At 30.7% G+C, this 24,483-nt stretch carries 23 protein-coding genes; 16 read left to right on the forward strand and 7 right to left on the reverse strand.

Going from position 1 to position 24,483, the window contains the following annotated elements:
* The first annotated feature begins 127 nt into the window (after nucleotides 1-127).
* Nucleotides 128-466 carry a hypothetical protein gene (locus tag AWN65_RS00005; protein WP_060381277.1) on the forward strand — a complete coding sequence of 113 codons (339 nt, stop codon included), beginning with the start codon at nucleotides 128-130 and terminating at the stop codon, nucleotides 464-466.
* A 276-nt stretch (nucleotides 467-742) separates the two neighbouring features.
* Here AWN65_RS00005 and dprA read toward each other — a convergent pair whose 3' ends face one another.
* On the reverse strand, nucleotides 743-1,843 hold the full coding sequence (gene dprA, locus AWN65_RS00010) for a DNA-processing protein DprA (RefSeq protein ID WP_060381278.1): 1,101 nt from the start codon (nucleotides 1,841-1,843) through the stop codon (nucleotides 743-745).
* A 196-nt stretch (nucleotides 1,844-2,039) separates the two neighbouring features.
* On the opposite strand from dprA, the gene AWN65_RS00015 reads away from it, so the two are divergent.
* A complete protein-coding gene (locus AWN65_RS00015) occupies nucleotides 2,040-2,996 on the forward strand; it encodes an HU domain-containing protein (RefSeq protein WP_060381279.1) in 957 nt (318 codons plus the stop codon).
* A gap of 82 nt (nucleotides 2,997-3,078) precedes the next feature.
* The gene (locus AWN65_RS00020) at nucleotides 3,079-3,591 is read left to right on the forward strand and encodes an acyl-CoA thioesterase (RefSeq protein WP_014165800.1); all 513 of its coding nucleotides are present in this window, start codon (nucleotides 3,079-3,081) and stop codon (nucleotides 3,589-3,591) included.
* 209 nt (nucleotides 3,592-3,800) lie between these two features.
* Here AWN65_RS00020 and AWN65_RS00025 read toward each other — a convergent pair whose 3' ends face one another.
* The 5 genes from AWN65_RS00025 to AWN65_RS00045 form a co-directional block, all read right to left on the reverse strand.
* The gene (locus AWN65_RS00025; protein ID WP_081078361.1) at nucleotides 3,801-5,744 is read right to left on the reverse strand and encodes a S9 family peptidase; all 1,944 of its coding nucleotides are present in this window, start codon (nucleotides 5,742-5,744) and stop codon (nucleotides 3,801-3,803) included.
* A 36-nt stretch (nucleotides 5,745-5,780) separates the two neighbouring features.
* Nucleotides 5,781-6,680, reverse strand: coding sequence for a DMT family transporter (locus AWN65_RS00030; RefSeq protein ID WP_060381280.1), 900 nt, complete (start codon nucleotides 6,678-6,680; stop codon nucleotides 5,781-5,783).
* Entirely contained in the window at nucleotides 6,680-7,510 is an 831-nt protein-coding gene (locus tag AWN65_RS00035) for a Rossmann-fold NAD(P)-binding domain-containing protein (protein ID WP_060381281.1), read from the reverse strand. Before AWN65_RS00035 ends, AWN65_RS00030 begins: the two co-directional genes overlap by 1 nt.
* A gap of 3 nt (nucleotides 7,511-7,513) precedes the next feature.
* Nucleotides 7,514-7,861, reverse strand: coding sequence for a hypothetical protein (locus tag AWN65_RS00040; RefSeq protein WP_014165796.1), 348 nt, complete (start codon nucleotides 7,859-7,861; stop codon nucleotides 7,514-7,516).
* A 203-nt stretch (nucleotides 7,862-8,064) separates the two neighbouring features.
* A complete protein-coding gene (locus tag AWN65_RS00045) occupies nucleotides 8,065-9,036 on the reverse strand; it encodes a hypothetical protein (RefSeq protein ID WP_060381282.1) in 972 nt (323 codons plus the stop codon).
* 334 nt (nucleotides 9,037-9,370) lie between these two features.
* Here AWN65_RS00045 and AWN65_RS00050 point away from each other — a divergent pair, with 334 nt between their 5' ends.
* A complete protein-coding gene (locus AWN65_RS00050) occupies nucleotides 9,371-9,703 on the forward strand; it encodes a single-stranded DNA-binding protein (protein ID WP_060381283.1) in 333 nt (110 codons plus the stop codon).
* Nucleotides 9,704-9,897: 194 nt separating this feature from the next.
* On the opposite strand, the gene AWN65_RS00055 is transcribed toward AWN65_RS00050, so the two are convergent.
* On the reverse strand, nucleotides 9,898-11,604 hold the full coding sequence (locus AWN65_RS00055; RefSeq protein WP_060381284.1) for a helix-turn-helix domain-containing protein: 1,707 nt from the start codon (nucleotides 11,602-11,604) through the stop codon (nucleotides 9,898-9,900).
* A gap of 281 nt (nucleotides 11,605-11,885) precedes the next feature.
* Here AWN65_RS00055 and AWN65_RS00060 point away from each other — a divergent pair, with 281 nt between their 5' ends.
* The 12 genes from AWN65_RS00060 to AWN65_RS00120 all read left to right on the forward strand — a co-directional run bounded on the left by AWN65_RS00060 (nucleotide 11,886) and on the right by AWN65_RS00120 (nucleotide 24,411).
* A complete protein-coding gene (locus AWN65_RS00060) occupies nucleotides 11,886-12,359 on the forward strand; it encodes a hypothetical protein (RefSeq protein ID WP_060381285.1) in 474 nt (157 codons plus the stop codon).
* Nucleotides 12,360-14,001: 1,642 nt separating this feature from the next.
* Nucleotides 14,002-14,652, forward strand: coding sequence for an ATP-binding cassette domain-containing protein (locus tag AWN65_RS00070; RefSeq protein WP_060381287.1), 651 nt, complete (start codon nucleotides 14,002-14,004; stop codon nucleotides 14,650-14,652).
* Complete coding sequence (locus tag AWN65_RS00075; protein WP_060381288.1) at nucleotides 14,649-14,993, forward strand: biotin/lipoyl-binding protein; 345 nt, start codon at nucleotides 14,649-14,651, stop codon at nucleotides 14,991-14,993. The genes AWN65_RS00070 and AWN65_RS00075 overlap by 4 nt, the downstream gene beginning before the upstream one ends.
* Nucleotides 14,994-15,234: 241 nt before the next feature.
* Entirely contained in the window at nucleotides 15,235-16,605 is a 1,371-nt protein-coding gene (gene trhO / locus AWN65_RS00080; RefSeq protein ID WP_060381289.1) for an oxygen-dependent tRNA uridine(34) hydroxylase TrhO, read from the forward strand.
* A gap of 63 nt (nucleotides 16,606-16,668) precedes the next feature.
* Entirely contained in the window at nucleotides 16,669-17,910 is a 1,242-nt protein-coding gene (locus AWN65_RS00085) for a peptidase U32 family protein (RefSeq protein ID WP_060381290.1), read from the forward strand.
* Complete coding sequence (locus AWN65_RS00090) at nucleotides 17,910-18,140, forward strand: ferredoxin (protein ID WP_060381291.1); 231 nt, start codon at nucleotides 17,910-17,912, stop codon at nucleotides 18,138-18,140. Before AWN65_RS00085 ends, AWN65_RS00090 begins: the two co-directional genes overlap by 1 nt.
* 161 nt (nucleotides 18,141-18,301) lie before the next feature.
* Nucleotides 18,302-19,813: a PSP1 domain-containing protein gene (ricT, locus tag AWN65_RS00095; protein WP_060381292.1), complete on the forward strand. Its 1,512-nt coding sequence runs from the start codon at nucleotides 18,302-18,304 to the stop codon at nucleotides 19,811-19,813.
* Nucleotides 19,788-20,291: a gliding motility lipoprotein GldH gene (locus AWN65_RS00100; protein WP_060381293.1), complete on the forward strand. Its 504-nt coding sequence runs from the start codon at nucleotides 19,788-19,790 to the stop codon at nucleotides 20,289-20,291. The genes ricT and AWN65_RS00100 overlap by 26 nt, the downstream gene beginning before the upstream one ends.
* A gap of 2 nt (nucleotides 20,292-20,293) precedes the next feature.
* Nucleotides 20,294-22,624 (forward strand): penicillin-binding protein 1A, encoded by a 2,331-nt coding sequence (locus tag AWN65_RS00105; protein WP_060381294.1) that lies wholly within the window; start codon nucleotides 20,294-20,296, stop codon nucleotides 22,622-22,624.
* An 8-nt stretch (nucleotides 22,625-22,632) separates the two neighbouring features.
* Nucleotides 22,633-23,331, forward strand: a complete 699-nt coding sequence (locus AWN65_RS00110; protein WP_060381295.1) for a CoA transferase subunit A — start codon at nucleotides 22,633-22,635, stop codon at nucleotides 23,329-23,331.
* Between the two features lie 31 nt (nucleotides 23,332-23,362).
* A complete protein-coding gene (locus AWN65_RS00115) occupies nucleotides 23,363-23,716 on the forward strand; it encodes a four helix bundle protein (RefSeq protein ID WP_060381296.1) in 354 nt (117 codons plus the stop codon).
* Between the two features lie 38 nt (nucleotides 23,717-23,754).
* On the forward strand, nucleotides 23,755-24,411 hold the full coding sequence (locus AWN65_RS00120; RefSeq protein ID WP_060381297.1) for a CoA transferase subunit B: 657 nt from the start codon (nucleotides 23,755-23,757) through the stop codon (nucleotides 24,409-24,411).
* The last annotated feature ends 72 nt before the right edge of the window (nucleotides 24,412-24,483 follow it).

The following is a 24,483-nucleotide window of genomic DNA, read 5'->3' on the forward strand; positions in this document are numbered from 1 at the left end:
AGCAACTTGAATTAATTTAAATAAAAAACCATTTAAAAAAATTAAATTCAATGAAAATTTTATAGCTTTTAAAGGATTTAGTCCATTCTATCTAGAAAGTGAAAATTTAGATTTAGTTTTTAGTTGCTTGGGAAAAAAAGAAGGTTTTTACGAAATTATTTTAGATGAGGAAAACGGAATAAAAAAATTAATATCTGTTTTAGATACTAATTTTAAATTAGAAACAATTCAAGAATATATAGTAAATTCTATATTTAGTGTAGAATTTGACTCGAAAACTAATCCCTTACATATTAGTCCTTCCGAAAAATCAAAAACCTCAAAATATGACAACAACCAATTTTATTATCCTGTAAGAATCAAAGATAATTGGCTTATGATTAAAGACGATAATAATAAAAATCATTGGATAAAATGGAGAGATAATAATGGCATAATATTAATAACATGGAATTATGATGCTTAATTTTTCAATATATTTTTGATTTCATATTCATTGATTTATAATAATCCTCAAAATAAAAAAAATGAAGGAAGTTATTCAATTACTACTACAATAAAATGTGAATTATCAAAAAAAGCAGAAATATATTATATTACAGTAAAATAGAATACTGCTATTATAAGTATTAGTACTGAACATACAATAGATTATTGACACTGTTCCACCAAATCTGTAAGTTAAAAATCCAAGTCTTAATTTTATAACTTACAGATTTTGTGGGTATTAACCTAAAAAAACTTAAACAATCTCAAAATATTTTCCAGGTAAAGGTCTAATTACGCCTTTTAATTCCATATTTAAGAATATAGAAGATAGCTTATAAATAGGTAGTTCGCATTGGAGTGCAATATAGTCTAGGTGTTCTTTGCCTTTAGTTTTTAAAAAATCATATACGATTTGTTCCTCTGTTTCGAGAGAAACAAACAGTTGTTTTTGTATAGATTTTATTGATTTTTTTAAATCCCAGTTCAGATGGTAAATTAAATCTGTGGCATTTGTTAATAATTGTGCATTGTTTGTTTTTATCAAATTATTACATCCTTTACTATATTTATCGGTTACTCTTCCTGGTACAGCAAAAACATCACGATGATAATTATTAGCCATCTGGGCAGTTAATAGAGAACCTCCTTGTTCTGCACTCTCAATTACAATAGTAGCTTCTGAAATACCTGCTACTATTCGATTGCGTCTTACAAAGTTTTCTCTATCAGGATTAGAAGTACTCCAAAATTCTGTTATAAATCCCCCATTTTCTTCCATTTTTCGCATATATTTTTTGTGACTTTTGGGATAAATTTGGTTCAAACCATGTGCTAAAACACCTATAGTCTGTAATCCGTATTTCATAGCGCATTGGTGTGCTACTATATCTACTCCATAGGCAAATCCGCTTATAATAACAGGGTTAAGAGGTGCTAAATCTTGAATAAGATTTTCGCAAAAATCTATACCTTGTCGTGTTACTTGTCGTGTACCAACAATGCTAATGATTTTTGGGTTTTCTAAATGAATGTTTCCTGTTGTAAATAATAAAATAGGGGCATCATAACATTCTTTTAATCTCGTAGGATATAAAGAATCTTGAAAATACCATACGTTAATGGATTCTTTTAGTAAAAAAGATAATTCTTTTTCTGCTTTGGTAAATAAATTTGTTTTTTTTAAATTCTGTATCAAAAAACCTCCTACTCCATCAATTTTGGCTAATTGTGTAGGGTTGGTTTTAAATACTTCTTCTGCTGATCCGCAACTCAAGATCAATCTTTTAGCAATAACATCTCCTACTCCTTCTGTATTCAAAAGAGCTAAGGCATAAAATAAATCAGTATGTAACATGGCGTATAAATAATAATGTTACAAGTTACATATTTTTTAATTGTTGATAACATTTGTTAATAAAATTTTTAATTTGACTTGTAATTTTTAATTTTGTTCTCTAAGAATTTAATTTTATCTAAAATGAATTACCTATTTAAATAAAAAGGTTTTTTGCAGTTAGTGAGATTAGTTTAAAAGATTATTTAAAAAACAGATGAATATCGAACAATATATATCCGAATTACTTTATCGTTATCAGTGCGTAATTATTCCTAATATAGGTGCTTTTTTAACTGAAACGATAACGACCACTGTACAAGAAAACATAACTACTTTTTTTCCTCCTAAAAAAGTAGTTTCATTTAATAGTTACATAAAAAATAATGATGGTTTATTAGCTAATCACATAGCATTACAGGAAGGGATAAGTTACACAATAGCTGTAGCAAAATTGGATTCTTTAGTAAAAGAATGGGAACAAAATTTGCAAAGACGTGAATTTATTATTTTAAAAAACATAGGTATCTTAAAATATAATATTGAAAATCATATCGTATTTGAGGCATTTGAACATACTAATTATTTAACTTCATCGTTTGGGCTTACTTCGTTAGTATCTCCGACTATTAAACGCGAGGTCTTGAAAACAATCGTTCCTCAGGAGACTATTAAAATATTAGAAGAAGAAGAAAAGGAAGAACCTATTTTGGGTCTTCCACAAAAGAAAAATCCATTTAGAAACTTTTTAAAATATACAGCCATATTAGCGGTAGGTGTAGGATCTGGAACTTTTGGATATTTAAGTTACCTTGAACAAGAAGAGCAATCAAAATCATTAACGGTTCAAAAAGAAGTTCAAAAAGAAGTAGAAACTAAATTACAAGAGGCTACATTTTTTATAGAAAATCCTGTTCATCTCAATTCAGAAAAGAAAACATTGGCCTTTCATCTAGTTGCTGGTTCTTTTAGAAGTTTATCTAATGCTGAGCGTGCAGTAAATGAATTAAAAGCTAAAGGTTTCCCTGATGCTAAAATTATAGATCAAAACGAACAAGGTTTATTTCCTGTTTTTTATGGTAGCTATGCTACTTATACAGATGCACAACATCAACTAACAACAATTCAAGAAAAAGACAATCCAGAAGCTTGGTTATTAATAAAAAATTTATAATTCACAAAAAAGCCTTCTATCTAGAAGGCTTTTTAGATTTTTATACAAAAAAAACATTATATCTTTGTAAAAAATTTAAATTATGCAACCTAAATACCCTTCAGAATCCTTAACTGTTATTACTGACTTAGTTTTACCTGGCGAAACCAATCCGTTAAATAATTTATTTGGCGGTGAACTTTTGGCTAGAATGGATCGTGCAGCAAGTATAGCTGCTAGGAGACATTCACGACGAATTACAGTTACTGCTTCCGTAAATCACGTTGCTTTTAATAGATCTATTCCTTTAGGAAGTGTGGTAACTATTGAAGCAAAAGTATCTAGAGCTTTTAATTCTTCTATGGAAATTTTTTTAGATGTATGGATTGAAGATCGTGAATCGGGTAATCGTACTAAAGCTAACGAAGCTATTTATACATTTGTGGCAGTAGACGAAACAGGAAGACCTGTTGAAGTTCCTCAAATAATACCTCAAACGGAGGAGGAAAAATCAAGATATGATGCCGCTTTAAGAAGAAAGCAATTGAGTCTGGTATTAGCTGGAAAAATGAAACCAGATGAAGCCACAGAATTAAAAGCTTTATTTATCCAATAATAAAAAAGAGGAAGGTGTTCTAAAAAGTAAATAAAGTAATATTTGGTTTATCACTACCGTAATAAGAGGTATCTTATAAAATATTATGTAACTTACCTAACTATTGATTTCATTGGGTCTGACTTTGATTGACTGTAGCGACATGACTAAACCAGATTAAATAACAAAATGATACCTTTTTGAACACCTTCGTTTTTTAAAAAGAAATACTATTTTAGCAAATATTCTTCCATATATCGTATAACTGCTAAACGCTGAAAATCAATATTTGCTTTTTTACGAAACCCATGTCCTTCATCTTTTGCTTCTAAGTACCAAACTACATTTCCTTGTGATTTTAACTTATCGCGCATTTGAGTAGCTTCGGTTACAGGTACACGTGGATCATTTGTTCCTTGGATGATAAACATTGGTTTTTTAATTTTATCTGTATTATTCAAAGGCGATATTTTATCTAAGAACTCATACATTTTAGGATTACGTTCATCTCCGTATTCTACACGACGTAAATCACGACGATAGTTTTCTGTGTTTTTTAGAAATGTATTAAAATTAGAAATTCCTACAACATCTACACTACAACGAATTTTATCGGCATAATGAAATGCTGTTGCTAAGGTCATATAGCCCCCATAGCTTCCTCCCATAATCATAATACGATCCTGATCTAAATCGGGCTGTTGTGCAATCCACTCTAACAAAGCACCAATATCTTTAACGGAATCCTCTCTTAGAAAACCATTATCTTTAGCTAAATAGGTTTTTCCAAATCCCGAAGACCCTCTTACATTAGGATAAATTAGGGCTACTCCCATTTCATTTGTATAATAATTATTAGCTCCTAAAAATGATGCTAAGGACTGTCCTTCAGGTCCTCCATGAATACTAATCATAACAGGTCTTTTTCCTGTAAATTTTTGAGAGGCAGGATAATAAAAACCTGAAATTTTCATTCCGTCAAAACTTTTCCATTCAATTTGTTTAGGAATAGACATATCTTTTTTTTGCATTTCACCTAGTTCGCTCTCTGTCCAACGTGTAATTTTTTGGGTTTTTAAATTTAATTTATACACATCCGAAGAAGAGTCAGCTGTAGATTGTGAAAAGAAAATATTTTGTCCCTCTTTAGTAAATCGTACATTTCCTATTAAGCCATTGTGAATATTAGGAATTGCTTTAAATTGTTTTGTTGCCGTTTCCATCAAATACAATTTATGGACTCCCCCTTCATTGGTTGTAAAAACTAATTTTGTTTTATCTTCACTCAAATCATAGCTTTCTACATCCCATGGAATAGAGGAGGTTAAATATGATATTTTTTTGGTTTGAAGGTTAAATAATGCCAAACGTTTAAATTCATTATCTCGATCCGTTGTAAACCAAATTTCATCTGTTTTCTTTGAAAAGTTAGCATTTGTTTGTACAATGCCTTTGTCTGTTCTGTTAGTAATCTCTGTTAGTTTACTTGTAGTGGTGTCTAACATCCAAATATGCGATTCGTTAGCTGAAATACCTTCTGTAATGAGCAGTTTTTTCCCATCTTCAGAAATATCCGTAATACTCCAACCTCCTCCTTTTACTTCTAAAACTAATCGAGTAGATGAAGGATCATTAGGATTTATATAATAAATATCACGATCGCCTCCATTGCGTTTAGTTGAAGAAAAGTAAAATCCAGCCCCCTTTTTTTTCCAAGTTACGTTTCCATTTTGAGAACGTCCTCCATCTGTTAATAAGGTGGACTGTCCTGTTTTTAGGTCTAATTTATATAATTGTCCAAATTCATTTCCTCCTGCGTCACGACTATAGATTAGGTATTCTCCTTTTACTGGTTCATAAGATGCGTTGGCAATAGGTTCTTCAAAAAAAGTAATTTGGGTACGAGTACCCAAAGGCTGTGTTACCTTATGTAATTGATTTGTTGATCCAAAGCGCGTAAAAACAATTACTTCATCTTTTATAGGATGTACGGTTGATAAACCAGCTCCCCTTGTTTCTGTATATTTTTTTACCTTTTGCAGTAATTCTTTAGAAATGGGTGCAATATTTTCTGCAATCAAGTTTTCATTGGGCAGGACTTCATTTCTTTTGTCTTGTGCAATTGTTTCTATACCTAAAAATAGTACAAACAATTGTAATGGTAATTTTCTCATAATTTATATTAACTAATGTTTTTTATTACTAGTTTGCTATCCTTTTTTGATTCCTTTATTAATAAGATAAATACCAAAGATAACAACGGCTACTCCAATTCCTAAAGTAAGAGTAAGTGGTTCGTTAAAAATAATGGCTCCTAAAATTACAGCCACTATAGGATTAACGTAAGCATAAATACTGCTTACTTCGGTAGGTAAGTGTTGTAAAACATATATTAGGGCTATAAAAGTAGTAATAGAACCAAATACCACTAAATAAGCAATGGACCACCATGCTTGCGACGGAATTTCAAGTAAACCTATAGAAGTTCCAGTAGCTCCTGTATATGCAAAAAGTAAAATACTAGAAATAAGCATTTGTAGTCCTATACTAAAATAAGGGTTGAAGTTTTTAGCTTTCTTTTTAGTATACATACTACCTACAGCCCAGGTAATAGTAGCTAAAACAGAAAGAAAAATTCCAAATTGAAAATCGGGTTTGATAAAATCAGCTAAATAATCAAAAAACACGATACATACACCACTAAAACTTACTAGTAATCCAACAATGGCTAGTTTTGATAATCGCTCGCCATTAAAAAAACTAATAATTACGATCCATAATGGAAAAATAGCTCCAATTACAGCTCCTAATCCACTAGAAATATATTTTACTCCCCAAGTACTGAGTCCGTTACTTAATACAAAATTTAAAATACTTAGAATTAAAATAGTTCGCCATTGTTTAGCTTTGGGCCATGGTGCCTTTTTAAACCAGAAATAACTTATATAAAAAAAGGCTGCTATAAATTGTCGAATAGCAGCTAATTGTAAAGCAGGCATTGCTTTTACTCCTTGTTTTGAAGCCAACCAAGTTGTGCCAAAAAAAAAGCAAACCCATATAAGAGCTAGAATAGGTAATCCTAAGGACTGTATTTTTTGAATTAGTTTCATTAATAAAGATCTATATTAAATTTGTATTGTAATTCATTTCTTAAAAAGGTAGAATCAATTATTTTTCCCTCTGTATCTGAATCAATAAATTTTGGTATTTCTAAATTGTTTTCTATTGCTTTCTTTGTATAGTAGCTTTTTCGTGTAGGATGGAAAGGAGCTACCGCATTTAATGTTTTTCCCCATACTTTATTATGATCATGATGGTTTAATACTGCTTCTATAATACCTATACAATCCGTTTGATGAATTAGGTTTATTGGTGCTTCTGGATTTTCTAGGTTTTCTTTTCCTGCTAAATGTTTTACAGGGTGTCTATCTTGTCCTATTAATCCTCCAAAACGTATTATAGTTGTTTTGAATTTTGTATTATTTTGTAACATTTGTTCTACTTCTACTAATTGTTGACCACCTTCTGTCGATGGAATTGGTATATTTTTTTCTGTTAGTATAATTCTTTCAGGCGTATCTCCATACACAGAGGTAGAACTTATAAAAAGCACTTTTGATATACTAGAGGTTTCAATATAAGGGATAAGATTTTTAATTTTTGTAACAAAATTTTCATTGCTATTCTTCCGTAATTTAGGAGGTATATTGATCACTAAAATATCGGATTCTTCCAAAAAATCTGAAATGTTTTTTGTAATTCCATCTTCAGATAGTTGAATTAAATAGGCTTGAATTTTTAATTTTTCTAGAATCTTTAGTTTATCTAAAGAAGTTGTTGAGCCTTTTATTGTTTCTCCTTTTAAAATTAGTTTTTTTGCTAAGGGTAATCCTAGCCAACCGCAGCCTAAGATTGAAATTTTTTTATCTTTATAAATCATTTTTTAAGATTCTTTTTTAACTAAAATGTAGAAATCATTTTCGAGTGCTCTATATCCTTGATCGTATAGAAAGTAATAGATATTACCCGTTTTAGTAGTATATATTGAGGTAAAATATTCAAAATCAAACCCTTTACTTATTAGCTTTGTTCGGTTTGTTTTAGTTTTACTTTCTGAATTGAGTTCAGTTAATATACGATAATTTTTACGAAGTTTATTATTAATATTGCGCATCAGATTGGTACAATCTTTATTCATGCGATTGTTATAAGCATTACGACACGCATCACTGCAAAACTTTTTGTCTTCGCGACCTACAAATTTTTCGTCACATTCTAAACATTGTTTCATATCTATTGCTATTATCTTATCAATAAAATTTTATTATTTTTTTAAACAAACCTTATGATCTCTCTCTTTTCATCTATTAACTTAGGTATTTATAAAGAACGGAAAAATCAAATCAAAAGTGTTAGTTTTACGCTACAAATTCATAGGTAATCATTAATATATACTTTTTAATCTATAATTTTACGAATACGTTGTAGTTTATATTACCTTTTACTTTTATTGTAATTAACTGTTAAATAATACGTTTTATAAATAGGTTTGTACAGTATAATTTTTTCACCAATTTTAGCTATATTTTTTATTATTTTGTATTGTTCTTCTTTTTGAATTTCGTTTAATTTATCAATAGTCATCATTTTGTCAAAGTCTTCCAGATTTATTTTTTTTACGACTATATTTTCATAAATAGATTTAAACATTGTTACTGATGAGAAAGAAAATGATTTCTCTATATCATATCCTTTATCATCCATTGTTAAGGGTTTCGGAACTGTATTATTTGATACAAAATTTATTAAATTAATATTATCTGTGTCTCCTTTTAATACGAGTACGTTATCAACTATATTGATTATTTCAATAGAATCCTTTCCAATAGTCAATTTTTTTCCGATCTCATTTTTTGTTAAATTAATAGAATTGTAACCTACTATAAAATCCATTTTCATGATCAAAGAACCATGAATTTTTGTGCTATCGGATTGGTTACTATTTAAAGGGTAATTGCAAGTAATTTGATAAATATCGTTTTCAATTCTATTTCCTCCTCCTTGTGTATTTTTGATTACTAATGAATCTTTACCATAAAAAAGTTTATTTTTGGATTTGTTGATTTCAATTAATGAACTACGTAATTTATTGTTATTTAAATTGTTAAGTATATTGACAATAAAGTATAGTCGATCTTTTTCAATTTTAATTTTTGCAGTTTTATTCATCAACTTATAGTAAGAATCTGCTTCCTCAAATGAAAATGGTTTTGAAAAATAATCTTCTGAATTATAAATTGCTGTTTTAAATTTAAAATCTTGAACTTTTAAGATCTCACTATTTATTCCATAAATCAAGTTAACTATCATTTTCCGATCTTCTTCTTTTAAAATCTTTTGAGCTTGTGCCTTTTGGAAAAATAATAGGATTACAATTACTAAAAGTGCTTTATTGTAATATTTCATAGTTTTTTGATTTTTTATGCTAACGCACAATATGTGTATGATCTTGTAATTGGTACTTTTTTAGTACGTATTTAAATTGAATAAAACTTGTACTAACGATACACATCATACTTCAATTCTTTATAAATAGTATTTCTCCAAAGGGTAAAAAACAAGTATGTTTTTGAATATAAAGGTAGCAAAAAAATACTTTCAAACGACAACAAATAATTACAACCGATAATAAATAATTAGTAACCGAATCATTATGAGATAAGTACTCAAATTTGCATTGTCGGATAAATGAAACGACAATTGATTTTAGATAAATAATAACATTTAAATTTTAAACGCCATGAATGCCTTAAAAAACAAAGTACAATTAATTGGTCACGTAGGACAAGAACCTGAAATCAGAATCCTTGAAGGAGGAAAAAAATTAGCTAAATTAACATTAGCAACAAATGAAGTGTATTATAATGAAAAAAAAGAAAAAGTAACAGATACACAATGGCATTATATTACGGCTTGGGGTAAAACTGCCGAAATTATTGAAAACTTTGTCACAAAAGGCAAAGAAATAATGGTAGAAGGAAAAATAACCTATAAAAACTGGGAGGATAAAAATGGTGAAAAACGCAATACAACAGAAATCGTGATAAATGAGTTGTTATTAATCAGTAAGTAAAATTATATTCATAAAGTTACCTTAAAATAATTAATTTTAGAGACTATTTCACAAAATGTATAAGTTAAAAGTTTAGGCTTGGATTTTCATATATCTTATAATAATATTTCGTGCAAAAATATCTATTGTAAATTTTAATTAAAAGAATTACACTCGAAATTCCTGAATCTCGTGTGTAATTCTTTTTCATATCATTAATTTACAGATGTTTGGGAGTTATTTAATTCTTTAATAAAATAGCTTGGTTTTATCCCAGTTTTTTTAGAGAAAGCATTGGAAAAAGATTCTGCTGTATTAAAGCCAAATTCATTAGCAAGGGCTAGTATAGTAAATCTTCTTATTTTATCATCTTTTTGTAAAATTCTTAAAGCATAATCTATTCTCAAATCATTTATATATTGAATAAATGTTTTTTGTTTATACTCATTAATGATTTTCGAAACATATTTTGTATTTGTTTGAAATTCATCCGCTACATTTTGAATGGTCAAATTAATTTTTAAAAATCCTTTCTCGTTTTCGAAGACAGTCAGTTTTTCTAAAATATCGTTTAGTTTTTCTTCATTTATACCAATTTCTTTTTCTTCAATTATAATTTTTTCATTCTGAGCAATTGGCTCAGTTATAATTGTTTTATTATCTAGTTCCTTTATTAATTCTTGAAAACGCTCCTTGTACAGTTTTTTTTGTTTTTTATTGTTCAGAAAAAGAATTAATACTAAACAAATAGATAAGATAGTAGTTATGATTGCTATAATATAATTACTTTTTAAACTTTGAATGGTGGTGTCTTTTTTCTCAATTAAATTAGGTATTTGGTATTTCTTGATGATTACCTTATTTAATAAATGATTTTTCTTATTGATTAGACTATCAATAGAGGTTAATTGAGTCAAATATTTTAAATGGTTTTCTTTATCACCACTCCTTTTATAGTAATTAACTAGATAGGTGTACCCATCTGTAAATTCAGGAAAAATAGATTTAGTTTTCCTGTAGACAGAATCTACCAGTTGAAAGTTTTTTACTGCTAAATTTTTCAGCCCTAATTTTTCGTAAGCTTTGCCTCTATAATAATAGCCAGCAATAACATTTGTACTGTCTTTAAATTCGATAAACTTGGGTAATGATTTATTTATACTATCTAAAGCAATTTTGTATTTCTTTTTGTTTATCTGATTTGAACCTTCATTTAATACAAAAAGGTATTTATAATACTCATCATTTGTCTTTAGAGCTAATTTGTAGCCTATTCTATTATAATAGGAACAAGAATCAGTCTTTTTAAGACTTTTATAAGCGTCAGCTAGGCAAAATAAAACATTGGTATGCAAGTATGAAAAATTATTTCCCGTATATTTCTGATTCTTACTGTAATTATAACATTCTTTATAGATAGGCAAAGCCTCCATTACATCACCATAATGTTCTGAAATAAAAGTTGCTATATCTAAACGACTTCTATAATATAAATCCAGGTCTTTATTTTTTACTTCTTTTACAGCCAGATTAAAATTTTCCATAGCTTCATTATACCTGCCTAACTGTATCAATTTAAAGGCCTTTTCTCGATATCCTGTAAATGGAAAAAATTTACTTTTTGAACCTTTAGTATATTTGATTACACTATCAAAATATTTAATGGACACTGAAGCAGGTTTGTTATATAATAACATATAATAATATTGTGCCACATAAATTGAACTATCACTTTTTACAGCCTTATTATAATAAAACTTTAAAATTTTAGAACGCAATTTTTCATTACTAGTATTATCATAGTAAAGGTCGTTTAATTTATTCAAGTTTAGTTTGGCTAAATTGATTTCTTTGCTTTGTGCCTTTGTTGTACCATAATTTGATAGTATAAGTAAGAAAATAATTGATAATAAATGCTTCATTTTATATGTTTTGCTAAAACTCAAAAAAGAATTTGATAATTTAATTTGTAGGTTAAACTATTGTTTATCAGTGAAATGTTTGTAGAAGGAATCTGGTTTTCCTGAATCCAGACCTTAAATTCCTGAATTCCGAGTATATTGATTTGCACATCGCATTTACCTCCCTTTACTTTGCACTGCAATTGTGAAACAAAGTTATTAAAACAAGTAAAGCTTTAAAACTTTAATTCAGCATTATTTGACGATTGGGTAGGGGATAAACAAGTAACAAACAAAAAACTATGGGTACTAAAAATCAAATCAGTCTTGAAATGCCACAAAGTGTTTTAGACCAAGTACAAACTAAATTACAAGAATGCAAAACTTTATTAGCACCTTTTTTGCAAGGACTCACTGCAACGGAGCGAATGGAAATTTTTAAAATGGGTGACAAGACGGTGGCTACGGCACAAAAAATAAAGTCGTACTTGCAAACTAATCCTGAATTTGCTCCTGCTTATATGGATCAAGCCGAATTTTTAAAAGACGAAGCGGTAGTAACACAACTAACTCCTTTAGCAAACATGGCAGAACAGTTAACACGTGACCTTAACGACACCGTTATGTTAGCTGGTAGCGAAGCTATTTATAACGCCTTACTGTATTACGGTCAGGTAAGAGAAGCGTATGCTAAAGGAATTCCTACGGCTAAACCTGTATATGAAGATTTAAGCCAGCGTTTTAGCAAACGACGTAAAGGAAATATGAGCCTTTAACGAACTAAAATAAGCAAAAAGCGTATTTATAGTCTTTTTAAGCAACTTTAACGAAGCTTTTAGTAATTCGGTACTAGTTGTAAGCGTCAGATGAATAGCTAAGAGGTATTAAAGAATAGTTTTGAGCTCCCTATGAATACCTTTTGGGTTCAAAAAAATAGTTTTTAGCTACAATGGGATGTCTTTTAGGGGAAAAAAGGGTAATTTCTTAAATTAATAAGTAAAAGAGACAAATGGTAAGATTTTTAATAGCACTGATTCAATATATCGTCAATTTTATTTTGGAGTATTGCATCAAGTAAATGACTGAAATTAGTATTATATTTTTTATTGAAATTGCCATTGAATTTTATACATTCAAGAATTTCAAGTAAATAAAAATAGTAAGTAATTACTACTTTTGGATGGTTTTTCTCCTAAGTAAATGAAAAACAAAAAAACTTTTTGGGTTTAAAAGTCTGTTACCAAAAAGGAAGTGAACCAACAGACTGTAAAAAAGCAGCCTTAGCATTTGTTTTGGACGACAACTAAGACTGCAATTAATAAAAAAACAAATTTAGAAAATTTAGGATTGATTGAATTAACACTAACTGAAAAGAGAAATACAGAAGGAGGGGTCTGGTCTTTAATAATTTTGGGTATGCTTTTGCTATCTTCTCAAGAAGCTAGATAATCTTTAAAAAAAGCGTAAGTCATTTATGATAAATATATAGACTTACGCTTTAATATATTTTTAAAAATATGTTTTTGATAATTAAGTATATATATCTTAACAGGTTAAGAGGTTTTACAGGAAAAGGTAATTTTCTATCTATGATGTTTGTGATATTATTATATTACTTTTCATTTTATTTAATATCTCTGAATTATGAGTCAATAGGGTATATAAGCAATTTTTACGCATTAGAAATAATTTTGATACATTTTAATAGAAAGGATCTATCGCTTTTAAAAAAAAGTGATAAATATCTTAGAATAATTGTGTTAGAATATCTACTTCAAATTTTCCCAGCATTGTTTCTATTCATAATTAAAAAGGACGTTCTTAATGCGTGTTTTTTTATCAGTATTTTAGCTTTTGGTTTTTATATTAAAGGAATAAAGCAATTAACTTTTAAAGTTAATCCGTTTGTAAATTATGATCCTCTTTGGATTATAGTCTATAGAAAGTATTATCTACAGATCCCATTAATAGTTTTGTTTTTTATGATTTACATTGTAAAAGAGAATAAAAATGACAATATGTTCATTTTCATAGTCTTATGTGTAGCTATTTTGTGTTGTTTGCCTAGTTTTAGTAGAGAAAATAAATTTGATATTATGAGAAGTGAAAATATTGGGAAGTCGTATTTGATGACACAATTAAAATCATCTCTTATGAATACATTAATAATCATTTTCTCACTAATCTTATTCTCATTTATTTTGCAGATAAATTATATGAATATAATCGTTTTCTTGATTGTACCTCTTTTGGTAATTATCAGTGTTAACCTGAAATACAACTATTTTGAAAACCTTTTTATGCAACAGATGATATTCGTATTAATATTATTATCGAGTTTTTACTCGATGGGGCTATCGTTTATTGTTATACCTTTTTTAGTTAGAAAATCTACATATAATATAAAAATGATTCAGAATGTTACTTGATATACATATAAGTGAAAAAACAATTGGAGTAAACAAAATAATAGATAATCTTAATTTAGTGATTAATTCAAATGGAATTTATGGAATTGTAGGAAAGAATGGAACAGGTAAGACCACACTTTTCAAGTGTATTTTAGGTATTGAATCCTACAGCGGACTTAATAATTCATTCGAGAAAATGAATCTTAGGAATACTTGCTGGTGTCCGACCGAGACATACTTATACGAAGACTTGACAGTTAATGAATTTTATAGATTTTATGATAAATTGATGAATATAAATCTAGAAGATGAACGAATATTGGTATTTAAAGATATTCCATTGGATATACAAATTAAAAATTTGTCCACAGGAATGAGAAAAAAAATGTTTCTAAATGCTTTATTTCAAAAATCATATAAATATTATATATTAGATGAGCCTTTTAATGGGCTGGATCTTGAAGCCAATTTTATATTATGGAATTACATAAAGAAAATTTCTGGAGATTCCCTAATATTAGTATCATCTCATATTTTAGATAGCTTGGTTAAAAATTGTGAAGCGATATTTGTTTTAAAAAATGAGGGTGGAAAATATTTCAGTAGTAATCAGTTTAATCAAATTGAAGATTTCCTTTTTAAATCAATTAAGATATGATTAGCCAAGAAGACCCTATACATACTCAAAAAAACCTTATAGCATGCAATGCTACCCGAAGTAAATCATTATACCTAGTAGTACTGGTAGTTCTAGGAGCACTTCCTTTTATTTATGTCGATATTAGTAGCCAGAGCCGTGGTATTATTCGTAGTCAGCAGGATAAAGTACCTTTGCAAACAGTAGTGAGTGGAAAGAGTATAAGTTACTTACTAAAAAATAATAAACTGGTAAAGAAAGGAGATACCTTAGTACAAATAGCGCAAGATAATTTACAAACAGAAAAAGCCAGTACCCAAGCCACCGTTAACGATAACCAAATTTTATTGAACGACTTGTAAAAAGCCGTATTGGAACAAGACAATTCTAGTAATGCATGAAGGTCAAGTAGTAGAGAAAGGAAATCATTTTGAACTTATAGAAAATGGAGGTAAATATGCAGAGTTGTGGAGTAAGCAAAGTTTAGTTTAATTATCTTGAATTTTAATTTGAAATCATCTAAAAATCAATAAATTTGCACCCGAATTCTTCCATTTAGAATTCAAAAACATTTTGTAACATTTCTCACTTAACGTTTATAGCATGCAACTGTATAACACTTTAAGCGCAGAAGAAAGAGCGGAGTTGATTGACCAAGCGGGGAAACAACGTCTAACCATTTCTTTCTATCAATATGCGCACATCACTGACCCGCAACAATTCCGTAACGATTTATTTTTAGCTTGGGACAAACTAGAAGCTTTGGGACGCGTATATGTGGCGACCGAAGGAATTAATGCACAAATGAGTGTGCCAGCTGAAAATTTTGAAGCTTTCCGCGATACCTTAGAAGCTTATGATTTCATGAAAGGCATCCGTATCAACGTAGCTGTGGAGCATGATGATCATTCTTTTTTAAAATTAACCGTTAAAGTACGTCACAAAATCGTTGCCGATGGATTAAATGACGCTACTTTTGATGTAACAAATAAAGGAGTACATCTGGAAGCTGCAGCCTTCAATGCGATTTTAGACGACCCTAACACGATAGTGGTAGATTTTAGAAACCACTACGAAAGTGAAGTTGGTCATTTCAAAGGAGCTATCACGCCTGATGTAGAAACTTTCCGTGAATCGTTGCCTATTATTAATGAGCAATTACAAGAATTTAAAGAAGATAAAAACCTAGTAATGTATTGTACTGGGGGAATCCGTTGCGAAAAAGCATCAGCTTATTTCAAGCACCAAGGATTCAAAAATGTGTACCAATTAGAAGGTGGAATTATCAACTACGCACGCCAAATCAAAGAGCAAGGGTTAGAAAGCAAATTCATTGGTAAAAACTTCGTATTTGACCACCGTTTAGGAGAAAGAATTACTGACGATATTATTGCGCAATGCCACCAATGTGGAAAACCGTGTGACAATCATACAAATTGTGCTAACGACGGTTGTCATTTATTATTTATTCAATGTGATGCCTGTGCTGAAAAAATGGAGTATTGTTGTTCCACCGAATGTTTAGAAACCACACATTTATCGTTAGAAGAACAAGTAAAACGTAGAAAAGGGATTAATGTAGGTAATAAAATTTTCAGAAAAGGAAAGTCGGATAGTTTAACCTTCAAAAAATCTGGAGTTTTAGAAGGCATTAGTCTAGCTAAAGCCACAGAAGAACTGCCGAAGCCTAAAACTTTACGCCAACGTATAGCTGTGAAAAAAGTGATGGTGGCAAAAGGAGAACATTATTATTCTAAATCACAAGTAGGACAGTTTACAATAACAAATCATGAGTTGAAAGCTGGTGATAAAGTGATTATCCAAGGACCTACCACGGGAGAACAGCATTTGATAGTTGATAAATTAGTTGTTAATGGTCAAGAAGGATTGCTAGCTCAAACGGGTGATAAAGTAACTTTTGTTGTGCCTTTTAAAATTCGTGCATCCGATAAACTTTACAAAGTAACCAACTAATTTTTTTAAATGCTTACTCTTTTATTACTGTAAAATATAATAAGCTTTTTTGAATATTACTAAATGACTTCGACAGGAAAAATAGAATTAATGGCACCAGCAGGGAATTTTGAATCCCTGCAAGCCGCTTTAGATAATGGATGTGATTCCGTTTATTTTGGCGTAGAACAACTTAATATGCGCGCTCGAGCAACAGTAAACTTTGTTTTGGAAGATTTACCGGAAATTGCGCGTCGTTGTCAAGAAAAAAATGTAAGAACATATCTTACACTTAATACAATCATTTACGATCACGATTTATCCATTGTAAAAACCTTAGTATCAAAAGCTAAAGATGCTGGAATAACTGCCGTAATTGCTTCTGACCAAGCTGTAATTATGACGGCTAGAACTTTAGGAATGGAAGTGCACATTTCTACACAGTTAAATGTAACCAATATAGAAACGGTTAAGTTTTACGCCATGTTTGCAGATACTATTGTTCTTTCTCGGGAGTTGAGTTTGCGTCAAGTAAAAAAAATTACAGAACAAATCGAAAAAGAGCAAATCAAAGGACCTAGTGGGAATTTGGTAGAAATTGAGATTTTTGGTCACGGTGCATTATGTATGGCAGTTTCAGGGAAGTGTTATTTAAGTTTACATTCACACAATTCGTCGGCAAATCGTGGAGCTTGCAAACAAAATTGTCGAAAAAAATATACAGTTATTGACCAAGAATCTGGATTTGAAATAGAAATAGATAATGAATACATGATGTCGCCTAAAGATTTATGTACTTTAGATTTCTTAGATCAAGTTATTGATTCCGGTATTAAAGTACTTAAATTAGAAGGTCGTGGGAGAGCTGCTGATTATGTTGCAACAGTAGTTCGCACTTATCGTGAGGCAATTGATGCTTACTACGAAAATACATTTTCAAAAGAGAAAGTAGCCGTGTGGATGGAAACTTTATCGACTGTTTACAATCGTGGATTTTGGAGTGGTTATTATTTAGGACAAAAACTAGGAGAATGGTCTGATAATCCGGGTTCTAGTGCGACTCAAAAGAAAGTATATGTAGGTAAAGGTATGCATTATTTTCCTAAATCTGGTGTGGCAGAATTTAAAATAGAAGCATACGATATAAAAAAAGGAGACAAGATTCTAATTACGGGACCAAGTACAGGTGCTCAAGAATTAATTTTACAAGATATGTTTGTGAATGATATTCAGGCAGAAAAAGCCACAAAAGGAGATAGCTGTACACTAAAAATTCCTTTTAGAATCCGATTGTCTGATAAAATGTATAAAATTGTAGAAGCTTAATGGTCATTATAACTTTACAACGTGATAAATGTATCGGATGTAATTATTGTGTCGAATTTGCACCAGCACAATTTCAAATGTCGAAAAAAGATGGTAAATCAGTATTGATAAGATCAATAGATACCAAAGGCTTCCATACTTTAAAATCCCCAGATCATACAATAGTTGAAAATTGTGAGTTGGCTGAAAAAGCATGCCCTGTACATATTATTTCAGTAAAAGAAACCTAAATTTTATATAAAAAATACTTATTTAAAACCCGTTACGTTTTTATGTATCGGGTTTTGGTTTTTTGAAAATAGTAAATTCAAAATATGTATCTTTACACACAAAACTAAATTGGCAGTAGTAGTCCGCCTTTGGCGAGACGACCAATATATATTCAAATTTTATGGCATGTACAAGTTGTTCAACCTCTACGGGCGGTGCGCCTAAGGGATGTAAAAATAATGGCACCTGTGGTACGGATAGTTGTAATAAACTAACCGTTTTTGACTGGTTAGCCAACATGGCACTTCCAGGAGGACAAGATCCTTTTGATTGTGTAGAAGTTCGTTTTAAAAATGGAAGAAAAGAATTTCTCAGAAATTCAGAAAAAATAAACCTTTCTATTGGTGATATAGTAGCTACAGAAGCCAATCCAGGACATGACGTTGGGATCGTTACTTTAACAGGAGAATTAGTTAAAGTTCAAATGAAGAAAAAAGGGATAGATTACACAGGAGAACTACCTAAAATTTATCGTAAAGCCTCACAAAAAGATATTGATATTTGGCAAGAAGCACGCAACAGAGAATCAGGAATTCAAGTACGTGCAAGGGAACTAGCTATTGCATTGAATCTCGAAATGAAAATATCAGATATAGAGTTTCAAGGAGATGGGTCTAAAGCAACTTTTTATTACACAGCTAATGATCGTGTAGATTTTAGACAACTAATTAAAGATTATGCAGCGGAATTTAAAATCCGTATCGAAATGAAACAAGTGGGTTTTCGTCAAGAAGCCGCTCGTTTAGGAGGAGTAGGCTCTTGTGGACGCGAACTGTGTTGCTCTACTTGGTTAACCGATTTCAGAAGTGTAAATACTTCAGCAGCACGTTATCAACAACTTTCATTAAATCCTCAAAAATTAGCAGGTCAGTGCGGTAAACTAAAATGCTGCTTAAACTATGAGTTAGATACTTATATGGACGCTTTGAAGGATTTTCCAGATATGGAAACCAAATTACAAACGGATAGAGGAGAAGCTACTTGCCAAAAAATTGATATATTTAAAGAGTTAATGTGGTTTGCTTATCCTGATAGTATGGCTATTTGGCACATGCTTAAGGTAAGTGAAGTCAAAGAAATTATTGACTTAAATAAACAAGGAAAAAAAGTAGCTACGTTAGAAGATTTCGTTTACGAGGAAGAAAAAGAAACAGCTGAAAAAACATTTCAAAATGCCATGGGGCAAGACAGTCTAACTCGTTTTGATCAACCTAAAAAACGTAATAAAAATAACAGAAAGAAAAAAAACGTTGTAGTTTCTAATGAAGTAGATACCGTTTCTAAACCTGAAAATAGAAAACCTAAAAACGAAAATCAGCATTCTAAGTCTGAAGGAGGACAACGTACACGTCCTGATGGACAAAAAATAAAACAAGAAAGTAATCGTTCAAAACCCGAAGGCGGAAAACCAAAAGTTGAAGGAAACAAACCAAAAGTTGAAGGAAACAAACCAAAAGTTGAAGGTAATAATCCAAGATCAGAAGGACAACCAAGGATACGTCTAGAACGCCAAGAATCTAAAAGAGAACAAGCAAATCCTGAAACTCACAAACCTAAAAACGAAAATAGAAAACCTAGACCCAAAAATAATAGGTCAAAAAATAGAAATGATAAAAGAGATAATCAAAACTAATTGGTACAGTTTCCTTTTAGGAATCACATTGGTATCTTGTGACAAATCACAAGTATTTGACCAATATAAAACCTTTGAAAATGGATGGCCTAAAAAAGAAGCGGTTCGTTTTGAATTTGAACAAAATGCTTCTCAAAAACCATTAAATTTGTTTATTAATGTACGAAACAATGACGATTACGAGTTTAATAATCTATTTTTAATCGTAAAGTTAGAACAACCTAAAGGGAAAATATACATTGATACACTAGAATATCAAATGGCAAATCCAGATGGAAGTTTGATGGGACAAGGTTTCTCCGATGTAAAAGAGAGTAAATTATGGTATAAAGAAAACTATACATTCCCTAAAAAAGGAAAATATAAGGTAACCATTCAACAAGCAGTTCGTGAAAATGGAAAATTAAAAGGAATTGAGGTTTTAAATGGTGTTACCGAATTAGGTTTTAGAATAGAATCAATAGAAGAAAATGAATAATTATGGCTCAAAAATTAAACACTCGCAAATCAGACTATGATCCTTATGTAAAGAAATTTTGGAAATACTTTCTATATACATTTGGAGGCGTTTTTTTGTTTTTCCTTTTTGCTTCTTGGGGCTTATTCGGTTCAATGCCATCCTTTGAAGAATTAGAAAATCCAGAGTCAAACCTAGCTACTGAAATTATTTCATCAGATGGTGTGGTGATTGGTAAATTTTTTAATGAAAATAGAACACCTGTAAAATATGAAGATTTACCCAAACATCTAGTTAATGCTTTAGTAGCCACAGAAGATGAACGTTTTTATGAACATTCAGGAATTGACGGGAAAAGAACCTTAAGTGCAGCACTAAAACTAGGTACAGATGGTGGAGCATCTACGCTAACCCAACAATTGGCCAAGCTACTTTTTCATGGAGAACGATCTAAATTCAAGATCATAGGACTCATTCAAAAAGCAAAAGAATGGATTATAGCAATTCGTTTAGAACGTCAATACACTAAAAACGAAATTATAGCCATGTACCTTAATAAAGTAGATTTTGTAAACACAGCAGTAGGAATCCGATCAGCTGCCAAAGTATACTTTGCAAAAGAACCTAAACAACTTACAGTAGACGAATCAGCTATGTTAGTTGGAATGCTAAAAAACCCTTCTCTATTCAATCCTTTAAAAAGGGAAGAAAAAGTACGAGATCGTCGTAATGTTGTGTTAAAACAAATGGAAAAAAATGGATTTTTAACCACTACTCAAAAACAAAATTATCAGGCAAAATCTATTAAATTGACTTTTTCACCTGAAAAATATAATGAAGGAACCGCTACCTATTTTAGAGAATACCTTCGCGATTACATGAAAAAATGGGTGGAAGAAAACAAAAAAGAAGACGGTTCTGATTATAACATTTATTCAGATGGATTAAAAATATATACCACTATAGACTCTCGCATGCAGCTATATGCTGAAGAAGCTATGAAGGAACATCTAGCCAATTTACAACAAGAGTTTTTTATAGAACAAAAGAAAAATAAAACAGCTCCGTTCGTAAATATAACAGATACTGAAATTCAAAAAGTAATGGATCGTTCAATGCGTAATTCCGAACGTTGGAGAATTTTGTCAGAAAATGGCATGGAAGAAGATGACATAAAAAAATCTTTTCATATTAAAACAAAAATGACTGTTTTTACATGGAAAGGAGATAGAGATACAGTTATGACACCTTATGATTCAATACGATACTATAAACATTTCTTACAACCTGGTTTAATGGCTATGGAACCTCAAACAGGACATGTAAAAGCTTGGGTAGGAGGTATAGATTACCGTTATTTTCAATACGACCACGTAGGTTTAGGAGCACGACAAGTAGGTTCTACTTTTAAACCATTTGTTTATGCAACGGCTATTCAGCAATTAGGAATGTCTCCTTGTGACACTATTTTAGATGGTCCTTTCATGATTCGAAAAGGTAAACATAATGTTACCGAAGATTGGGAACCACGAAATTCAGATAGAAGATATAGAGGAATGATGACCTTAAAGAGAGCGTTGGCAAACTCAGTTAATACAGTATCAGCTAAATTAATTGATAAAACAGGTCCTGATGCCGTAATTGCTTTATTAAGAAAATTGGGCGTTGAAACAGATATACCTTCACAACCATCAATAGCTTTAGGTGCTGTTGATATTACGGTACGTGATATGGTAGCAGCATTTAGTACCTTTGCTAATCAAGGTATCTATTTAAAACCCCAAGTAATATCTAAAATAGAAGATAAAAATGGAAATGTCATTTTTGAACCTAAGTTAGAATCTAAAGACGTGTTGAGTAAAGATGTCTCGTATGCGGTCATTAAATTATTAGAAGGTGTTACAGAATCTGGTTCAGGAGATCGCTTACGTACACAAGGCGGAGGCTGGAAATACAACAGAGTAACCGGTTATCCTTATATGTTTACAAATCCTATTGCGGGAAAAACAGGAACTTCACAAAATCAATCAGATGGATGGTTTATAGGTATGGTACCCAATTTAGCAACAGGAGTTTGGGTAGGTAATGAGGATCGTTCAGCTCATTTTAAAACGTTAGCTGCTGGTCAAGGTGCTACAATGGCACTACCAATTTGGGGACTATTTATGAAAAAATGTTATGCTGACCCAACTTTAAATATCTCAAAAGAAGCTTTCGAAAAACCAAACGATTTAAAAATAAAAGTAGATTGCTATTCAGTATCGACTCATGCAAGAAGAGAAACTGATAGTACAGCTACCGACTCAACAAGAGTAAAACCAGAAGAACAAAATACAGACGAATTTGGATTATAAACACAACTATGATATCAAGAAAAGTTAACAATGTACAAGAAGCTTTAGAAGGAATTAAAGATGGAATGACCATTATGCTTGGTGGTTTCGGACTTTGTGGAATTCCAGAAAATAGTATTACTGAACTAGTAAATAAAGAAGTGAAAGACTTAACGTGTATTTCTAATAATGCAGGAGTAGATGATTTTGGTCTTGGATTACTTTTACAAAAACGTCAAATTAAAAAAATGATTTCTTCTTATGTGGGAGAAAATGCTGAATTTGAACGTCAAATGCTTTCGGGAGAATTAGAAGTTGAATTGACTCCCCAAGGAACTTTAGCTGAAAAATGCCGTGCCGCTCAAGCAGGTATTCCCGCTTTCTTTACACCAGCAGGTTATGGAACGGAAGTAGCTGAAGGAAAAGAAGTGCGTGAATTTAATGGGAAAATGCACATTTTAGAACATGCTTTCAAAGCTGATTTTTCCATTGTAAAAGCATGGAAAGGCGATGAAGCAGGAAATTTAATTTTCAAAGGAACTGCAAGAAACTTCAATGCGCCCATGGCAGGTGCTGCAAAAATCACTATTGCAGAAGTAGAAGAATTAGTTCCAGCAGGTACGTTAGACCCTAATGAAATCCATATTCCTGGTATTATGATTAACCGCATTTTCCAAGGAGAAAAATTTGAAAAACGAATTGAACAACGAACAGTAAGACAAAAGTAATTTATTGATTCTTTAATTTGAAAATTTGAAGATGAGAAACGATAAAGATAATTTAATTGTGAAATTAACTTTTGAATTTGCATTAGAAATAATTAGTTTCTCTGAGGAAATTAGAAAGACAAATCGTTTCGAAATGGCATCTCAAATTTTTAGAAGTGGTACATCAATAGGAGCAAATATTAGGGAAGCTCAAAATGCTGAAAGTAAGGCTGACTTTATTCATAAGTTTAAGATTTCAGCAAAAGAAGCAGATGAGTTACAATTTTGGTTAGAGTTGTGTAAAAATTCAGAATTCTATCCAAATCCTAATGAAGAATTATTCAGAAAATTGCAATCCATAAATTTGATTATTTCTAAGATTATAGCTTCATCTAAGAAAAAATAATTTTAGAATTTTCAAATTTTCAAATCATCAAATGATATATGGCATTAGATAAAAATCAAATAGCACAACGCATAGCAAAAGAAGTAAAAAACGGCTACTACGTAAATCTTGGAATCGGGATTCCTACGTTAGTGGCGAATTATGTACGCGAAGATATTTCTGTAGAATTTCAGTCTGAAAACGGGGTTTTAGGTATGGGACCTTTTCCTTTTGAAGGCGAAGAAGATGCAGACATCATCAATGCAGGAAAACAAACTATAACGACTTTACCAGGAGCGAGTTTCTTCGATTCAGCATTTAGTTTTGGAATGATACGTGCACAAAAAGTTGACTTAACCATTTTAGGAGCCATGGAAGTTTCTGAAAATGGCGATATTGCCAATTGGAAAATTCCAGGAAAAATGGTAAAAGGGATGGGAGGTGCTATGGATTTAGTAGCCTCTGCCGAAAACATCATTGTGGCCATGATGCACGTAAACAAAGCAGGTGAATCTAAAATCCTTAAAAAATGTACCTTACCTTTAACAGGTGTAGGATGTGTAAAGAAAGTAGTAACCGAATTAGCAGTATTAGAAATCACATCAAAAGGATTTAAGTTGTTAGAACGTGCACCAGGTGTAACGGTCGAGGAAATCATTAAATCCACCGAAGCAGAATTGATTATAGAAGGAGATATACCAGAGATGAAATTCTAATAATAAAAAATAATTTTATATTACTAAAACGATAGATTATCTATCGTTTTTTTTGTTTTAATAAATAAAAAT

Origin of the sequence: Flavobacterium covae (genome assembly GCF_001534645.1) — a bacterium.
In the GTDB taxonomy this organism is placed as follows: Bacteria; Bacteroidota; Bacteroidia; order Flavobacteriales; family Flavobacteriaceae; genus Flavobacterium; species Flavobacterium covae.

Coding starts and splice junctions, on each gene's coding strand:
- AWN65_RS00070 (WP_060381287.1), top strand. CDS start 14,002: ATGTTACTTGATATACATATAAGTGAAAAAACAATTGGAGTAAACAAA.
- AWN65_RS00020 (WP_014165800.1), top strand. CDS start 3,079: ATGCAACCTAAATACCCTTCAGAATCCTTAACTGTTATTACTGACTTA.
- AWN65_RS00055 (WP_060381284.1), bottom strand. CDS start 11,604: ATGAAGCATTTATTATCAATTATTTTCTTACTTATACTATCAAATTAT.
- AWN65_RS00030 (WP_060381280.1), bottom strand. CDS start 6,680: ATGAAACTAATTCAAAAAATACAGTCCTTAGGATTACCTATTCTAGCT.
- trhO (WP_060381289.1), top strand. CDS start 15,235: ATGCAACTGTATAACACTTTAAGCGCAGAAGAAAGAGCGGAGTTGATT.
- AWN65_RS00100 (WP_060381293.1), top strand. CDS start 19,788: ATGATAAAAGAGATAATCAAAACTAATTGGTACAGTTTCCTTTTAGGA.
- AWN65_RS00015 (WP_060381279.1), top strand. CDS start 2,040: ATGAATATCGAACAATATATATCCGAATTACTTTATCGTTATCAGTGC.
- ricT (WP_060381292.1), top strand. CDS start 18,302: ATGGCATGTACAAGTTGTTCAACCTCTACGGGCGGTGCGCCTAAGGGA.
- dprA (WP_060381278.1), bottom strand. CDS start 1,843: ATGTTACATACTGATTTATTTTATGCCTTAGCTCTTTTGAATACAGAA.
- AWN65_RS00025 (WP_081078361.1), bottom strand. CDS start 5,744: ATGAGAAAATTACCATTACAATTGTTTGTACTATTTTTAGGTATAGAA.
- AWN65_RS00085 (WP_060381290.1), top strand. CDS start 16,669: ATGACTTCGACAGGAAAAATAGAATTAATGGCACCAGCAGGGAATTTT.
- AWN65_RS00060 (WP_060381285.1), top strand. CDS start 11,886: ATGGGTACTAAAAATCAAATCAGTCTTGAAATGCCACAAAGTGTTTTA.
- AWN65_RS00110 (WP_060381295.1), top strand. CDS start 22,633: ATGATATCAAGAAAAGTTAACAATGTACAAGAAGCTTTAGAAGGAATT.
- AWN65_RS00090 (WP_060381291.1), top strand. CDS start 17,910: ATGGTCATTATAACTTTACAACGTGATAAATGTATCGGATGTAATTAT.
- AWN65_RS00040 (WP_014165796.1), bottom strand. CDS start 7,861: ATGAAACAATGTTTAGAATGTGACGAAAAATTTGTAGGTCGCGAAGAC.
- AWN65_RS00035 (WP_060381281.1), bottom strand. CDS start 7,510: ATGATTTATAAAGATAAAAAAATTTCAATCTTAGGCTGCGGTTGGCTA.
- AWN65_RS00115 (WP_060381296.1), top strand. CDS start 23,363: ATGAGAAACGATAAAGATAATTTAATTGTGAAATTAACTTTTGAATTT.
- AWN65_RS00050 (WP_060381283.1), top strand. CDS start 9,371: ATGAATGCCTTAAAAAACAAAGTACAATTAATTGGTCACGTAGGACAA.
- AWN65_RS00075 (WP_060381288.1), top strand. CDS start 14,649: ATGATTAGCCAAGAAGACCCTATACATACTCAAAAAAACCTTATAGCA.
- AWN65_RS00045 (WP_060381282.1), bottom strand. CDS start 9,036: ATGAAATATTACAATAAAGCACTTTTAGTAATTGTAATCCTATTATTT.
- AWN65_RS00105 (WP_060381294.1), top strand. CDS start 20,294: ATGGCTCAAAAATTAAACACTCGCAAATCAGACTATGATCCTTATGTA.
- AWN65_RS00120 (WP_060381297.1), top strand. CDS start 23,755: ATGGCATTAGATAAAAATCAAATAGCACAACGCATAGCAAAAGAAGTA.